18 protein-coding genes and 1 pseudogene are annotated in these 16285 nt (G+C 32.3%); 14 read left to right on the top strand and 5 right to left on the bottom strand.

Features of this window, described 5'->3' with window-relative positions:
- The first annotated feature begins 71 nt into the window (after nucleotides 1–71).
- The 6 genes from MHB58_RS10705 (at nucleotide 72) to MHB58_RS10690 (ending at nucleotide 5866) form a co-directional block, all read left to right on the top strand.
- Nucleotides 72–1016, top strand: a complete 945-nt coding sequence (locus MHB58_RS10705; RefSeq protein ID WP_340735171.1) for a sensor domain-containing diguanylate cyclase — start codon at nucleotides 72–74, stop codon at nucleotides 1014–1016.
- Nucleotides 1017–1292: 276 nt separating this feature from the next.
- Nucleotides 1293–1613 (top strand): helix-turn-helix domain-containing protein, encoded by a 321-nt coding sequence (locus MHB58_RS10700; protein ID WP_014823668.1) that lies wholly within the window; start codon nucleotides 1293–1295, stop codon nucleotides 1611–1613.
- Nucleotides 1614–1645: 32 nt separating this feature from the next.
- Nucleotides 1646–1993: an IS3 family transposase gene (locus tag MHB58_RS20315; RefSeq protein WP_081483434.1), complete on the top strand. Its 348-nt coding sequence runs from the start codon at nucleotides 1646–1648 to the stop codon at nucleotides 1991–1993.
- Between the two features lie 352 nt (nucleotides 1994–2345).
- Nucleotides 2346–2438, top strand: coding sequence for an IS3 family transposase (locus MHB58_RS20310; RefSeq protein ID WP_081483435.1), 93 nt, complete (start codon nucleotides 2346–2348; stop codon nucleotides 2436–2438).
- A 1230-nt stretch (nucleotides 2439–3668) separates the two neighbouring features.
- Nucleotides 3669–4976 carry a sensor histidine kinase gene (locus MHB58_RS10695; RefSeq protein WP_340735170.1) on the top strand — a complete coding sequence of 436 codons (1308 nt, stop codon included), beginning with the start codon at nucleotides 3669–3671 and terminating at the stop codon, nucleotides 4974–4976.
- 632 nt (nucleotides 4977–5608) lie between these two features.
- Entirely contained in the window at nucleotides 5609–5866 is a 258-nt protein-coding gene (locus MHB58_RS10690; protein ID WP_014823671.1) for a hypothetical protein, read from the top strand.
- A 693-nt stretch (nucleotides 5867–6559) separates the two neighbouring features.
- Here the strand turns inward: MHB58_RS10690 and MHB58_RS20305 are convergent.
- From MHB58_RS20305 to MHB58_RS10680, 3 genes and pseudogenes are all read right to left on the bottom strand, one after another.
- Nucleotides 6560–6745, bottom strand: a pseudogene (locus MHB58_RS20305) (transposase); the annotation flags it as partial.
- 709 nt (nucleotides 6746–7454) lie between these two features.
- Entirely contained in the window at nucleotides 7455–8261 is an 807-nt protein-coding gene (locus MHB58_RS10685) for an endonuclease I family protein (RefSeq protein WP_041865738.1), read from the bottom strand.
- The gene (locus MHB58_RS10680) at nucleotides 8261–9223 is read right to left on the bottom strand and encodes a S8 family peptidase (protein WP_340735169.1); all 963 of its coding nucleotides are present in this window, start codon (nucleotides 9221–9223) and stop codon (nucleotides 8261–8263) included. Before MHB58_RS10680 ends, MHB58_RS10685 begins: the two co-directional genes overlap by 1 nt.
- A gap of 429 nt (nucleotides 9224–9652) precedes the next feature.
- Here MHB58_RS10680 and MHB58_RS10675 point away from each other — a divergent pair, with 429 nt between their 5' ends.
- The 4 genes from MHB58_RS10675 (at nucleotide 9653) to MHB58_RS10660 (ending at nucleotide 12015) form a co-directional block, all read left to right on the top strand.
- Entirely contained in the window at nucleotides 9653–10309 is a 657-nt protein-coding gene (locus MHB58_RS10675) for a Type 1 glutamine amidotransferase-like domain-containing protein (protein WP_014823675.1), read from the top strand.
- Nucleotides 10310–10536: 227 nt separating this feature from the next.
- The gene (locus MHB58_RS10670; protein WP_014823676.1) at nucleotides 10537–11049 is read left to right on the top strand and encodes a DNA topology modulation protein FlaR; all 513 of its coding nucleotides are present in this window, start codon (nucleotides 10537–10539) and stop codon (nucleotides 11047–11049) included.
- Between the two features lie 226 nt (nucleotides 11050–11275).
- Nucleotides 11276–11536, top strand: coding sequence for a GNAT family N-acetyltransferase (locus MHB58_RS10665; RefSeq protein ID WP_340735168.1), 261 nt, complete (start codon nucleotides 11276–11278; stop codon nucleotides 11534–11536).
- 68 nt (nucleotides 11537–11604) lie between these two features.
- Nucleotides 11605–12015 (top strand): NUDIX hydrolase, encoded by a 411-nt coding sequence (locus tag MHB58_RS10660; protein WP_014823678.1) that lies wholly within the window; start codon nucleotides 11605–11607, stop codon nucleotides 12013–12015.
- 413 nt (nucleotides 12016–12428) lie between these two features.
- On the opposite strand, the gene MHB58_RS10655 is transcribed toward MHB58_RS10660, so the two are convergent.
- The gene (locus MHB58_RS10655; RefSeq protein WP_014823679.1) at nucleotides 12429–13109 is read right to left on the bottom strand and encodes a hypothetical protein; all 681 of its coding nucleotides are present in this window, start codon (nucleotides 13107–13109) and stop codon (nucleotides 12429–12431) included.
- A complete protein-coding gene (locus MHB58_RS10650; protein WP_014823680.1) occupies nucleotides 13106–13312 on the bottom strand; it encodes a helix-turn-helix transcriptional regulator in 207 nt (68 codons plus the stop codon). The genes MHB58_RS10655 and MHB58_RS10650 overlap by 4 nt, the downstream gene beginning before the upstream one ends.
- Nucleotides 13313–13726: 414 nt before the next feature.
- On the opposite strand from MHB58_RS10650, the gene MHB58_RS10645 reads away from it, so the two are divergent.
- From MHB58_RS10645 to MHB58_RS10630, 4 genes are all read left to right on the top strand, one after another.
- Nucleotides 13727–14200: a DUF4188 domain-containing protein gene (locus tag MHB58_RS10645; protein WP_014823681.1), complete on the top strand. Its 474-nt coding sequence runs from the start codon at nucleotides 13727–13729 to the stop codon at nucleotides 14198–14200.
- Between the two features lie 374 nt (nucleotides 14201–14574).
- Complete coding sequence (locus MHB58_RS10640; RefSeq protein WP_340735167.1) at nucleotides 14575–14829, top strand: DUF3997 domain-containing protein; 255 nt, start codon at nucleotides 14575–14577, stop codon at nucleotides 14827–14829.
- Between the two features lie 129 nt (nucleotides 14830–14958).
- On the top strand, nucleotides 14959–15237 hold the full coding sequence (locus MHB58_RS10635; protein WP_014823684.1) for a hypothetical protein: 279 nt from the start codon (nucleotides 14959–14961) through the stop codon (nucleotides 15235–15237).
- Between the two features lie 239 nt (nucleotides 15238–15476).
- Complete coding sequence (locus tag MHB58_RS10630; RefSeq protein ID WP_340735166.1) at nucleotides 15477–15953, top strand: hypothetical protein; 477 nt, start codon at nucleotides 15477–15479, stop codon at nucleotides 15951–15953.
- Nucleotides 15954–16285: the final 332 nt, after the last annotated feature.

Genomic DNA, 16285 nt, shown 5'->3' with positions numbered 1-16285 from the left:
TTTAATATTTTAAACTATAAAAATACTTAATATTATACAATGAAAAATTTATATAAAAATTGAGGTGCTTTATGGTAATAACATTAAAAGAGTTGGAAATGTATAGTGACTTTGATGAACTTTCAAATGATGTACTTGATTTAGCAACAGAAATCTTGCCTGACAAATTGATTTATTTAACCTCTTTCAGTAATAAAGAACAAATAATTTTAAAGCTTTCAACGGATGATACAAATATTCTTTTGACTGAAGGAATGGTTATAAATATTGATGAAACGGTTTGTAATCGAATAGATTTTGAAAAGAAAAAACCATTAATCTATGAAGATATCCGAACAGGAACTTGTCCAAGTGATTTAAAGAACTTACTAGAGGATGTTAACATTAGATCGTATTTAGGTGTGCCTATCTCTCTTCTGGATGGGGAGAGATTTGGAACCCTATGTGTAGCGCATCATCAAGAAAGTGTTTTTGATAAGAAGAGTGTAGAGTTGTTACAAAAAATAGCAAGAATGTTCTCGTATTATTTGAAATTGGAGCATTTAGCATTTAAAGATCCGTTAACTAACCTATATAATAGACGATATCTTTCTGAAAAATTTGAGGATGACTATAAAAATGGAGGAATGATATTCCTTTTGGATTTGGATGGTTTTAAAAAGATAAATGATATATATGGTCACGTTGTCGGAGATGAGGTTTTAAAGGAAGTCGCTTTAATTCTTCAAGAATTTGTAAAGACGGAGAATGATTCCTATGCTGTTAGATTAGGGGGAGACGAATTTCTCATAAATTTTTCTGGTAAATATTCCAAAGATGAAATTAGTAATTTAGCGGAAAATATTTTAACTTGTTTTCGTGGACGCAACACTAAATACCAACTTTCCACAAGCATTGGAATTTCAACTTATTTTGCGGATAGTGAGACCAATTTAAAAACACTTATTAAAAATGCTGATAACGCTTTATATCGCGCAAAAGAAGTGGGTAAGAATAATTATAAAATTTTTGAATAGATTTTAATTTAAGTATTTATATATTTGGATTCAAAAGTTGGTCAATACACAGCGATGCTCAACTTATCAGCAATTAAGGTGAAGAAGGACTCAAAAGATTCGTAAATCATAATAGTTATTCTAAAAGGCTAAAATTAGCAGCTGTTCAAGACTATATTTCAGGAGACTATTCATTAAGAGAGACCGTCTTTCTAGTACGTCTCTTTTACGAAATTGGGTTAAAAAGTATACTAGTCATAGTGAATTAAAAGATTCGGGTAAGGAATGAGGCAAACTATGACTAAGAGAAGAAAAATTACTTTTGTAGAATGTCTGGAAATTGTAAAGGATTACTTGGGAAACATTAAAAATTATCAAGCAACTGCAGAAAAATTCAAAGTCTCCTACCAACAAGTGTATCAATGGGTGAAGAAATATGAAGATAAAGGGGAGAAAGGATTACAGGATCTTCGAGATCGTACAAAGCCTGAAGAGGAATTAACAGCTGAAGATCAATTAAAATTAGAAATCCAACGTATAGAGCGTGAAAATGAACGTTTGCGCGCAGAAAATCTCTACTTAAAAAAGTTAGAGGAAATCGAAAGGAGGGGGCGTTAAATCAATTACGCTTAGATAATCATTATTTAGCGATTCAAGAATTAGTCGAAAAGGGATTTTTCCCCATTATATTTTTATGTGAAATTGCAGGTTCGTGCGCTTACTATAAATGGTTAAATCGAGCTCCATCAAATCGAGAGACGGAAAACAAAGAATTACTAAAAGCCATTCATCTTCTTTATAACCAAGTAGATGGTATTTATGGATATCGCCGCATAACTTTTATAATAAATCGTCAACGAATGAAGGACAAACTACCATGCATTAATGAAAAACGTGTCTATCATTTAATGCAGATCAGCCAGTTAAAGGTTGTTATTCGTCGTAGACGAAAAAATACCCGAAATCTACCCCTGATTATGTCGCAGAAAATGTATTAAATATAAAGTTTACAGCGGAAAAGCCGAATGAAAAATTGTGTACCGTTGTGAAGGAATTTAAATATGGAAATGGAAAAAAGCGTACTTAAGTGACATTATTGATTTACATGATAATTCAATAGTGAGTTATGTATTAGGTCATTCCAATAATAATTCATTAGTGTTTAATACAATGACCCCTGCTATTCAAGCATTGGCAGAAGGCCAACAGCCTCGGATTCATAGTGATTGAGGATATCAATACACATCAAAAGGATTTAAACGCAAGATAGAAGAAGGAAATTTGGTGCATACTATATTTCGTGCTGGACATTGTATAGATAATGGACCAATTAAGGCTTTGTGAGATACGTTGAAATGCGAGAAGTATTATCTGAAGAAGTACGATACTTATGAAGAATTAGAAGAAGCCGTTACTGACTACATTTATTTTTATAATCATTAACGTTACCAAAAACGTTAAAACTGATTAAGCCCCTTAGAATTCAGAGCTCAAGCCGTGTAACGTATTTTTATTATTTCCACTCTACTTGACGGGGAGCACTTCAAGCGATATTTAAGGTATTTTTCATAAAGTAACCAAGGTGTCATTTGTGAATATTTATTAATATTATATTATACATTTTAAGCTTTTGATATTTCAATGAATTTTATTAAACCTACAATTAATATCAATATCCCGATATTAATTTTTTATCTCCATAAATAATTCCAACAGCTCTATATGATAATGGTGTGCTTATTAAAATTAAAAATAAACCTGAAATAAAATACCATATGTAATTCTTCATAGTTGTACCACCCTTACATATTCATAAAACACTATAGGACAGTTGAAAAGGGAAACCCTTCAATAACATTTCCAAAACGAGATTTTGGTCTTTATTCTATTGATTTTATTAATGCAATAGAGGATATTCAGGTCTGGAAGGACAATATTTCCAATGAGGGTCACTACATTTTGAATCAGTCCAACTATTACCTTTAAGACAAAAATATGTATCAAATTTATCAAAGAAAACTAAGTTAGATTTGCATTGTTTACAAAAGTTAGTTTGTTGAATTTTACCGTAAAATTCGAAGCCATCTATAATTAATTTTCTATCTCCTTCTACTATTTTCATAATTAGCAACTCTTTTCTTCTTCATTTACATTACCTTGTAAACGTATAAACCTAATTACATTCGTTCTACAACAATCTGGCGCTATTGTTGTAGATTTTTATTTATGAAAGGTTACCAACCATGTTTGAGGATATAAATAAGTGAAAGCCAGGGAATTTTCCCTTGACTTTAGCTATTGTCAAATTAAATAGATTAATTAGCAGTATTCTATAAAAAATTGGATTAACTTTGCGGAAAAAATAAATAAATACATTCATTGGTAATATAAAATTTTTTTGGACAAAAGGATTTAGAACATTTATACTGTTTTTTGTTCCTATATATCGAATTAATATTAATAATTATAGATTTTATAACAGATTACTAATTGAAAGGTAAGGACTTAATGGTATTAAAGTGTTTTTCATTGGTACAAAGAATAAAGAAATTAAATAAAATAGACCTTATTTCATCAGTCGGTGGGATGGGCTATTTCATTTTCAGGAAAATAATTTAATTGTTTAAATTGCTGCAAAATATGTATTTAATAGTAAGGAAGTATTGTTTTGATATGAAACGTTTTAAATTAAAGCTAATAATAGTGTTATCTATCGTATTAGTCATATTCTTTATTGGAATAAGTATGTATACTTCCTATATAAAGATTGAAGATACAGTGGAAGAGGCGATTGCTAACCAAAATCTTGAAGCTGCCAAATCCATTGCAAAGGCGATTGATCTGGAAACGTATGAGCGATTTTTAAAAGAACGGAATCGTGATGAAGATTATTGGACAATACGACATTATTTGAATGATGCTCGAGAAAAACTAGGTGTATTATACGTCTATACTCTGGAAATAGACAATTCTACTACATCGAAAGTTTTAATTGTAGGTTATCCTGATAAAAAGGATAATCCAAATGATTTTCTAATAGGTGAAGCTTGTACTGTACCGGAAGCCCAAGTGAAATTAGCGTATGAGGAAGGAAAGCCATTTGTAACAGAGATCCTACAAGATACGAAATATGGTCATCACTATAAAACGGTTGGGACTCCTATTATGAATGAAAAAGGGGAAATTATTAGCTACCTTAGCATTGATATTAGTACAGATACACTTGACGGGATTAAAGAAACAGTTATTAGTAGTAATATTTTCCTATTAGTACTCAGCGGACTTTTTGTTATTATTGTTATTATTTCTTTCTTCCTTTTACAAAAGTGGTATCAAAAAGAAGTTGGAACTACGGAGTATACCTATCAAAAGGAAATTAAAACGTTAATTGCTTCTGTTTCATCATTAAGGCACGATTATATTAATCATATCCAAGTTTTACATGGATTTCTGCATATAGGTGAGGTAGATCAAGCGACAAAGTATGTCGATTCTTTGTCTAAAGACATACAGACAATTGAATCCATCAAATTGAATCTTGATCACCCAGGATTAGCGATATTACTGCAAACAAAAAAATTAACATGTCAAAATCAACAAATTGATATACAGATAACCGTTGAGGATAATCCATTTAATAACATAAAAACGATTGATTTAATCAATATATTATCGAACATAATTGATAATGCGATAGAAGCAACAATGGAGTTGCCAGAGGAACTACGTAAAATTACAGTTAGCTGTAAAGCAGACGAGTTATATTATACGTTTACGATTACGAACGCTGGGCGAAAGCTACCTGACATAAATCAAATTTTTAAACAAGGCTACTCAACGAAAAAAGTAGAGAAAGGAAGAGTTAGAGGACAAGGGTTGTTTATTGTTAAAGAAACAATTAATAAATACAATGGAACGATTACACTTGATACAATAAACGAAAAAGAGACAATAGCGATTGTGAAAATCCCTAGTAAGTAAATAGAAAGCCCAAAATATAAAATAGCACACTGTTAAGGTACGCACGACGAAAAGCAGCTAGCAAAAAAATTTTTTCAGCTTCTTTCGCAATGGAATTTTTACCGAAGAAAGGTGAACAATCAATCCAATCAAAAATTCATTAATTATCGGTTTTGCCGCAGTCGTATGTGTCTCCATATTTATGGGTAAGTATTTTAAATAGTGTTTTGCAAAAGATTACGTATTGGATTCTTTCACAAAGCTAAGAGTGTAAGAAGACAAAGTGATTTTATAGTTATTCCATTAAAAGGCGCGATTCTTTAATAAGTAGATCACGTTTTTCCGTTAAAGGGCCATATTTTGTAATAAAATCCTTTTATGTAATGTTAGCAAATATTGCTTACTTCAATACTATTTTGTCAAATATAATTATTTTCCACGATTTAGTAAACTTAAGTATATAATATAGATGATTGAAAGTTGCTTATGAAGGCTAAATTTAAGAGTAAAATAATGATAGAAAGTATATTGGTTTTGGTTATAGTTGCCCTATTCGTGGCTTTATTTGTTTTTAACAGCAATATATTAGCCAGCGATGATGTTTTTAATGATATAGATTTTAAATCAGAACACGTTAATGTTGACGGTTAAAATTGGATCGTGAGACAGAAGTGATTTTTATAAAACTTAATCTCTCAGAGGATGATAAAACAGCAATTCTAGTAGCTTTTGAGAATTCTAAGTTTGAAATATTATCTAGTTCAGATTCATATGTGGATGGAAATTATTATATCAATATTACATTGAATAAGGTTTATGAGTTAGAACTTGATCCATCTCAAAAAATATTAATATTTGTTTATGAAGATGACAATGATAGCGAACATAAGTATTATAAATTTATCGAATGATAATGGTTTATTTGCGCTTCTAGAAACAATAACAAAAGAATCCGTTAATCATTAAATTTCATACAGCTAGGATCCAAATTTAAATTTGGGAATTAATTAAAAAGCAATTTCTGTAGCAGCGTTTGCGTTGCTGAAAGGGTAGTGGGCTATTTAAAACGAATCGTAGCTATTTTCATTGGTATAGTATTTGGTTTTATTGCTTCTGCTGTATTTTCTTATTGTTTTGTGGCTTTTATTAGAGCATTTTTGGTGGGGAGAAGTGCTAGCTAAGGATATATGGTTTTTCTGTGCTATATCAGTGCCTACGACTCTTACATATGGTATTATAGCTAATTATTAATATAATCACCCACTCTTAACGAAGAAAAAGTTTCTGAGCCTTATATTTGTTAGTGTGTTTTGTATTAGCCATTTAATTGGTAGCGTTGGTATTTTAGGTAGCCATTTATATATTTTCATAGGTCATATACCAGATATGGATATGTACAACTATTCCGGTAGAATAGGGTGGGGATTGGTGTATGCGTTTGGTTTTAGAAGGGTGCCCCTTTGATTTTCTTTGCAGGCGCTCTATCCCTTCTTTTAAAAACCTATGATACCCAACTGGCAACTAAAGTTGGATCATTCAATTTAGAGTGATTCGCAGTATTGATAGGAAGCACCTGTTCGTTTCATAAAGTTTAATACATATATTTAAAAATGAACAGAATAAAACTGCTTCGTTTTCTTAACTAATAAGCCGTTACTTCCAAACTCTTTATAAGCACGTACCCAACTCCTTAATGGGGAATCTCCTATACCATACTTCTTCGCTATCGCTCGATATCCTAGAGAGCCACTTAAATATTCTTGAACCACCAGCAATATAAATTCTTCATTATATTTAGTCCTAAAAAATCACCCCAAAAGTTAGTTTTTCACTCTAACTTTTGGGGTGCAGCACCTCCTTGAATAAGAAAGGCGCTTTTTATTATATGGCCATATTGTTGAAAAAGAGAAGATACTGATAAATAACGATAAGAGATTTGCTATACAAGTTTTTATATAAATTAAAGAACAAGTCCAGCAAGTACAAACACCATTCGCAAACAATTTCCGAACATATATAAATCTTGTTCTTTGGATGTAGATGATAACATCTAATAAACTAATTTAGATTTAGTTAAGCAGGTGTATCTAATTAGTGGAAAGTAAGGAGGATTGCTTCATACTTAAGTCATAATAATCGTAAAATAAAAAAGCTGCTTAGTGTGGAACACTAAACAGTCGGTAGCAAATAAGGCAATTGACAGGACTAGTAAATCACCCTGGTGTAAGGTAGAGAGGGTGTTTACTTTCTTTGGAAAAGTTAATGCCAATGCAAGAATCGTTACAATAAGTGTAGCAAAATTAACATGAGTGTTTAGACTCATAAACGGTAATGGGATAATCTTCTTTACCTTCGTTTGAAACGAAGTTTTGGAATAAATGATGACCAATCACCTTTAATACCTAGACCTACTACATATAGTAATTATACCATTATTTTCATTTAATATAAAAAGCGAACACTAATTCTCTTGTGCTTTTTTAAGGAAATTAGTGTTTTTTAATTTGTTACGATACTTTCTGCAATCTCTGGAAAATCAATGAATGGGTTCCGATTGCCTTGAAGTTCTTGGATAGCTTGATTGCGATGCTTTTCATAGATGGATACTGGAAAAGAGTGATGCCATTTTAACAATAAAGAGACATTCGCTAGTTCTTTTTTTATGGTGTTCGGATAGCGAATTAGGAAATAAAGTGTTGCTCTAGCAACGGTTCCTTTGCCGTATTCGGGTTCGAATTTACTTTCTTCAGTTTTGCCGCAGCCATCTTTGATTCCTAAAATTAATCCTTCAGGGTTATAATTGTAGAAATCATAGTAGGGGTAGTTGCTACGACTGCTATTGCAGGTGGGTTCGCAGGCGAATAGATGATGCAAGTCTCCTCTCATCGGTTCTTTTTTATCGAACCATGATTGAGGCACTACATGTTCACAGTTAAATAGATTATCCGAGAAGTTGCTGATTAACCCTTTTGCCTGCATTTCATGGAGCCGAATGTCCTCCTCTATGACAGAAAGTGGATCCATCCTATTTCCAGAATAAAGGCTTTTTAATAAACCGTTTTCCTGCAAATCAACCCAAGGGTACACATAACGGTGTGGACTGTAGTTTAACCGATTTGTATGTGTTTTTTCAAGCAGCGTGTAAAGGCTGTCTAAAAGATTGGCGTCTGTGAATGAAATGCTCTGATAGTATTGATTTCTGACTTCCTCATCTTTCTTTTCGTCATAATAAGGGTCGAATTTCCTTATTAAAAAGTTTGACTTGGCCGTTTCCCATTCACAATATAGCAAATTTAGTTTTTCCATTATATTTTCAATGCCTTTGCAGATAATTCTTGGTTGAACACCTCCGATAAGTAATTCTCTGTTGTTAAGAACAGTAATCCGTTGCCTTCGAGTTTTGGCGAATTTCCTAAAGGAATGGTTCTCTTTATTAATTGTGCATACAGCTCAGTCTCTGTCAGATTTCGTTCAAAGTTTCTGTTGGCGTTCACTTTTATGAGTGCAAGTGCACCGGATACATGCGGTGTTGCCATCGAAGTTCCGCTTAGTTTTGCATAAGTTCCGTTTAAATACGTTGAAAGGATTCCTTCACCAGGGGCTACTAAGTCCACTTCATTATTCGAATTTGAAAATTCAGAAGAACTGCGTTGAAGGTTAATGGATCCGACGCTGATGACTTCATTGTAGCAGGCGGGAAAGGCAAATTCATTTGAAGAACTCTGTCCATCTCCCTCATTACCAGCGGCACAAACTACTAGAATTTGATTAGTGATTGCATTTTGAATAGCCTGGTGTAACTCAGGTACATCGACAGAACCTCCGAGGCTCATGGAGATGATATCCACCTTTTGTTCAACTGCATAGTTAATACCATTTATGATCCAGTCGTATTGCCCTGATCCACTTTTATCAAGCACTTTTAAAATCAATAAACTTGCTTCAGGTGCAACACCAACTACTCCCGTGCCGTTATGAATTGCAGCAATTGTGCCAGCTACATGGGTTCCATGGCCATTATAATCAATGTATACATCATGTTGTCCATCATCATCAAGAGTAAAATTCCGTCCTCCGATAATACGCTCACTTAAATCAGGGTGGGTGACGTCGCAGCCTGTGTCCAATATCGCAACAGTGATTCCCTTCCCTTTAGAATTCTCCCAAATTTCTGGTGCTGCAATAAGTTCAATACCTTTTGGCACCACTTCGACCATTTCGACCACTTCATCCACTTGAAATGGTAATAAATGTAACTTTTTCTCCATTTGTATCCCTCCTGAAAGAATTAAGTTTTAAGTGTATTCATGGTAGTTGATAATAGTCTAACAATTCTGAATAATTATTAAAAGTTACAATAGATGTGTTTTTATCTAACTATCTGAATTTTAAAAGTGATAATAGTATTGGGATCTATTAGTCAATCAAGCATGATAAGGGGTCTCTGTAGCATTACTTTTCGGCAAAATTAGTAACCTGGAAACTTAGAGTTCATGTACAGATACAATGAAGAGGTTTATTGACAATAATATTAAATGGTATTTAGTCCCTTCAACTAATCGGTCGCTTTCCTTGAATAAAGGAAAGGCTCTTTTTCTTTTAAGGGTTATTTAATTGAATAAAGTACAATCAATAAATTGGATATTTATGTTAAAGTGAGGGGTGAATGTTTATTATACTTGGCTACGGAGGTACCTATGAAAACACACTATTATTTAGGGTGGTTTAACAATTTTTTCCCAGAGCATCTGGGCAGGGTATTACAGGAGGATATTACTGATAGAAAATCACTTGCAATGATTAGCTCGAATCCATCTGTTTATAAAGAGATTGGTGCGACTGAACGCTCGTGGCTTGATCAGGCTGGCATTATTTTTGATGACTATCATTTAATTAATTATCACGTACAGAAGGAAAATGCCCAAAAGATAATTCAAAATGCTTCAGTCATTTTCTTGTTGGGCGGGGATACTATAAAGCAAAACGGGTTTTTGATGGAATATGAATTATCAGATTCGATTAAAAAAAGCAACGCTGTTGTCATGGGGGCAAGCGCTGGTGCAATTAACATGTCTGCTAAATGGTTATGTTCCCAAAAATTTGGATATAAAGTTGAGGAGAATTATGTTTATGATGGAATTGGCCTTGACGATTTTTCCATTCTATCTCACTTTGATCTTGAAAATAACATAGCGCTTGTTCAAAATGAATTGTCTATTTTATCGGAAGGGATAAATATTTATGCGTCGAACAAAGATTGCGCTATACGTACGAAGGGAGACAAAATCGACATTTTTGGCAAAGTATATTTAATTTCCCACTCAAAGATTCAGAGAATGGATGAAACACTCTAATGATGATGAGTGGGAAATGGCGCATATAGAATTTAATGGTTAAATGTACATTCTGCAACAAAATTAGGTGCTTGTTTTCATTAACCGATTAGTTTGAGGAGCAACAAAATTTTGTTGTTAACCTATAATTAGGAAGGTGGAAAAGCGTTACTATTTCAAATCGTAAGAGGTAAATTCAACTCTATAAGCGAAATGTCTATATAAACATATCTTATGGTGGTGGTATTTTGAAAAAGACAATTTACAAAAGAATTCATATTATTGGATCAGTTGGAAGTGGTAAAACAACTTTAGCAAAAGAAATATCTTCATGGTTAGATATACCGTATTACGAATTAGACAATGTTGTTTGGATAAGGCTTGAGTCCGGAGATATTAGGAGAACTGAACAAGAAAGGGAAGAGTATCTAAATAGTATATTACAATCAGACAGTTGGATAATTGAAGGTATACACAATGAAGATTGGGTAAGCGATTGTTTTCATAATGCAGATTTGATTCTCTTTTTAGATACAAAATATTCAATCAGAACTTACCGAATTATAAAAAGGTATCTTAAACAAAAACTACGAATAGAGAAAGCAAATTACATACCAACATTAGCTATTTTTTTTAAAATGTTTAAATGGAATCGTTATTTTGAAGAAGTTGGTAAAATAAATTTTTTCAATAAATATGGGGTATATAAAGATAAAATAGAAGTTATTAAGAATACAAAATATATTAAGTACTTCAATTAAAAAGCGTTAAAACAAGAAAAAGCTGATCTCCAGTAAAGCTGGAACCACAATCGTTTGATTACATATTAATTTCGATATTTTCATCACCTTTCACCTCATCGAAGAGAGTCATACATAAAATTTAAATCTGTATTTTTAAACGTTCCTAAATTTCAATAAAGAAGGTTTATTAATGACGGAATTTGGTAATCTATTAAAATCAATAAAGAGATAAGGTGGAAATACTATGTATATTCGTTCAATGACCTTATTTGATGAGCCATATGTAAGACTTTTAGCACTAGTAGTTCACGACGATTATCGTAGAAATAATAGTGGGCAAAATCTTATGTTAGCAGTTGAAGACTGGGCAAAAAAGAACGATTGTATAGCAATCATTTTAAACAGCGGGAATAGAGAAGAGCGAATCGCTGCACATAAATTTTATAAAAGTTTAGGATACTTAGAAAAAAGTACGGGTTTTAGCAAAAGTTTAACTAATATTTAACTAATAAGGATTTTCAACAAACTGGTGTAATACTTTAATAAATATGAATCACTGAGAGGTTACCATTAATGCGAAATAGAGGATCGGTAGTAATACTAGAAAAGGATAAGGTAGCAATAATTCGTAGAGTTAGAGATGGCATTATTTATTATGTTTTTCCTGGTGGTGGAATAGAAAAAGGAGAAACGCCAGAAGAAGCAGCAAAAAGAGAAGCATTTGAAGAATTGGGAGTAGAAGTAGTGGTCAATGAGTGTATAGCAAAAATTGAATATAACGGAACCCAATACTTTTTCTTATCCGAAATCATTAATGGGACATTCGGAACTGGTCAGGGTGAGGAATACACAGACAAAGAGAGAAATAAAGGAATATATTTGCCTATGTGGATAGATATAAAAAGGTTATCATCACATGATGTTAAACCGAGAGAAATTGTTTTAAAAGTTCAAAACTTATTAAAGAACGAGAGATTTAGTTAAATCCAAAGTAATACTAAATAATTAGAAAAATCCTGCGGACAAATTGCGGACAAAAGAGTAAACAAGTGGTTTGGATTACTCTTTTTTTGTTTTTCTGTATTAACTGTATTAAAATTCTTTTGTCTGGATAGGTAGGGATCTCTGTATTAGCAATTGCTAATTTAAAAACAGATGGATTTTTAATGTAACTTAATGTTCATAAATAATCAGTTCTGTAAAATCATTAATTTTCACCGTCAGGATATAAATACTTAAATTTGTCCTTTGCTTTATTCAACAAACGGGCCATATTGTGGAGCAACATTTTTCTAGGAGAAGTGTTAGAAAATCGGTAAATGTTGTTATAGCAACGTTTACCGATTTTTCTTATGCCGACAATCTTTCATTTTGTAATAAGCTTTAAATCTGATTCTTTACTTTTTAATGGTTTTTTGGGGTTTTAAACTACTTGTAAAGATCGTTAAGCTGATCAATAAAATCACACCGATTCCAATAATACTTACAGTTTGGTTATTACCGGACAATACAGAGTAATACATGAGTCCGAAAATAAGTAAGACGAGTAGAAATATGATAAGGAAATATAATTTATATAACGATTTTAATAATACATATTTTTGTCCGTCATCGTATATGTTTAGGGAATCTAAAACAGGCTCCTTTGTATTGGGCACAGGAGGGGAATAATTCGGGAAAATTATAGATGTCATTTTTGAATCTGACATGGATAACAATAATGAAACAATACCAATAATAAATGACGTTAATACAAGTTGCGGATGTTCTTCTCGTAAAAAAATAAAGCCTATAACAGTTGATATAAAAGCAATGACCAGTGCTGTTATAATTGAGTTTGGGATTCGATAATATTTTCGTTCAAAAAAGTCAAAAAAAGTGTCTTCATTGTCGGTAGGCGAATGGCTCAAAGCACGTGATATTTTGATATTGTAGGTAGCTGCAAAAACTAATAAAAGTCCGCTACTAATATTGCAAAGAAATAAAAGCGTTTCAGTTGTAGAAATAACGGAATGGGATACCCACAATTGTTGTAGGCTGTAAATAGTAATAATTAATGCAGTTGTTAACAAGATCATTCTAATTCCTCCTTCTCAAAAATAAAAATTTGTTCAATGGGTTCATTAAATACATACGCGATTTTAGTGGCGATTAACAAAGAAGGCATATATTCATTTCTTTCAATCAGACTAATTGTTTGGCGAGAGACCTTTGCCTTTTTAGCTAAATCAGTTTGATTCATACTTTCTCTAGCACGCAACTCCTTTAATCTGTTTTTCATTTCATCACCTCAAAGTAATTGTAAACGATAAAAGTCATAATGACAATTATAATAGTCAAAAAGAAAATTATCATTGTCGCTATGTTTTGGGAAATATTCCTTAACGTCGTTTGGTAACATCTTTTTGCTTAACATATTAAATGAATAAGTCTCATGCCGCGCTTATGCAACAATCGGGCGTCAATAAAAAGATTGCGTTTTTCCGTTATAGGGTCGTATTGTTGAATAACAACCTTTTATGCATGGTACCAAACGACGCTTCATGAACTTTCTGTACTTCAATTAACGATAGCGTTAGTTTAAGTACATTCTTTCACCATCCATATTTTAATAACTGGTAAATTTATGTATTTTTGTTATGATTTATTGGAGAGCTACACATTATTTATATTCAGTAAAAAAGGGGATATCTTAATGGGAACTAAAATTTTTAACGGCAGGTATATAGCTAATTGCAAGGATAAAGAAATTGTTGTGTTTATTATTGGTATGCGTATTAATCATCTATTAAAATTTTGGAAGTGGGTACCAGTTTTTAATGCAATGGGACCTATGGTTAAAGAATTGTATCAAAACCCTCAATGGGGTTTTTTACATACCGAATTTTTATTTAGTTGGAGAAAAGTAATCTTAGTTCAATATTGGGTAGGATTCGAAGAATTAGTAAACTATGCTCACGGAAAAAATCATTCATATGCTTGGAAAACATATAATAATAAGATTAAAGATAATGGGAGTGTCGGTGTTTTTCACGAAACTTATCAAATAGAAAAAGGTGCTTCTGAAGCAATTTATGTTAATATGCCCAAAACAGGTTTATCTAAAGCTACTGAACACATACCAGTATCTAAAGATACTAATACTGCTCAAAAAAGAATGAATGGCTAATTTGGAATTCCTAATATTTATGCAACAATCGGGCGCGATTCTTCAATAAGAAGATCGCGTTTTCCGTTATAGGGCCAGATTGTAGAATAACTCTTAACAAGAAAAAAATTGGATATTTATGTTAAAGTTTAATTGAGACTGTGAAGCAATGCTATTAAATAAACAGGAATATTTTTTTAATGGGGTGGGGTATTGCTTAGAAAAAAGGTATTTTTTCAAATGATTTTAATGGTAAATTCAATCCTTATATTAACTGGTTGTGCTGGGTTGGCGGATTTTAGTATAGACCTCCCTGGACATTATTCAATTGTGAGAACTTCTGCCCACAATGTAACGATAGCACCTAAATTAGTGATTCACATTGGGGAGCTGATGTGATTCCTACAAAAGTTATCGAAGTGGCTTGGGATGACAACTATATCCTTGCAAAGCAGCTTAGTTTGATGGACGATCCAAAGAGTAGTAATGGTTATCAAATTCCTAATAATGATGATGTTCATTTTTGGATATTAGAGCTTAAAACAGGAAAGGTATTTGTAACTCTTGATAAAGAGGCATTTGCAGAAAAAAAGAATGAATTTGGTATTTCTGACAGTGTAACTCTTAGAAAATTTGAGGGTTTAAAATAGGTTGGTAAACTAAAGTTATTGAGGCAGATAACTAGTATTGACACCTTTCTTGTACTAACGAGGGCTTTAGTTTAATGACGATTTTCAACAATCGAGCAATTTTCGAATTTTAAGGCGGTGTGATTTTTTGTGACAAAGAAGTATTTTACAATTTTATCAGGTATATTTTTTATATTAACTATTTTACCTTTTAGTTTCGCTACCACAACTTGGGGCGACAAATTGTTTACCTTAGTTATAAATATAAGTCTCTATTTACCTCTGTCTTTTGGAGGAGTAGGATTAATATTTGGTTTGCTTGGGGAGAAAGGACTGTTAAAACAGAGCCTTGTTTTTTTAAACATCTTAGGAATATGTATTTGGGGTGTTTTATTATTTGTAGGAATTTATGGTTTTCAACAACCATAAATTAGCAGTGACACATTTGTCCTTTCACTATTCAGCAATCGGGCGCGATTCTTCAAATAAGAAGATCGCGTTTTTCCGTTATAGGGCCATATTGTGGAATAAGAGCTTTTGATGCAATGTATCAAGCGACACTTCGAAAAGCTATTTAAGTCAACTACAATATGGTAAAGTAGGGAAATTAGACAAAACCTTATAGAATTTAAGTGTTTATATTTTTTCCTATGAGAAGGGAGTACAATATGAAAAAAAGAGTATTAATTGTAATTAGTGCAAGCGCACTTCTGGTTATTGAAGCTGCACTAATATACATAGTGAGAGGGTCGGAAGAAACTCAAACCTTCGCCAATTCAGTACTTATATATCCTCCGGATACTTATTTTCTCGTCAACGAATTAAATATCTATTCCGAAAAAGAAAAGGCTCTGATTCCTGTTACGATAAGCAAAGATGATACGGACAAACTAACCGAACTTATGATTACAACAGAAGTGAGTAAAAATATGGTTGAAAAGCCTCCTTCTGCAAAGATAATAGTTGAACAAACATTTACCAATTCCACTGGTGGTATAATAAACTTCACTCTGCATCAGAAAAACAATAATTACTACGTTTCTATTCCTACAGATATCTATATCGAGCAGATAGAATGGTACAGTTTAAAAAGTAACGAAATACCTGAATTTTACTTTGAATTACTAGAAAAGTCAGATTTATAAATATGAAGGTACGTTTAAATGGTTGAAAAAAACGGTTTTCAACAATCTGGGCGCGATTCTGTAAGAAGAATCCGCTCGATTTTAAGCGCCTTATAATTAAACATCATATAAAGGCAGTTGTGTTTTCATGAACGAAGCCTGCTTAGCTCAAGATACCATTTATTAGGAAAATAAGCTATGTTTTTATTGTATGTATATTTAGGGTATAGAAATAGGTAGCTAATTGGTGTCATCCTTTACATAACAAAACAGACGTGATTCTTCAATAAGAAGATCACGTTTTTCCATTATAGGACCATTTAATAGTATAAGAAACTGGTGTTATATGGTAA

It is taken from the genome of Solibacillus sp. FSL K6-1554, assembly GCF_038005185.1.
Classification (GTDB): Bacteria; Bacillota; Bacilli; order Bacillales_A; family Planococcaceae; genus Solibacillus; species Solibacillus silvestris.
Note: the sequence above shows the minus strand (reverse complement) of the source record. Positions and strands in the feature narration are given on the sequence as shown.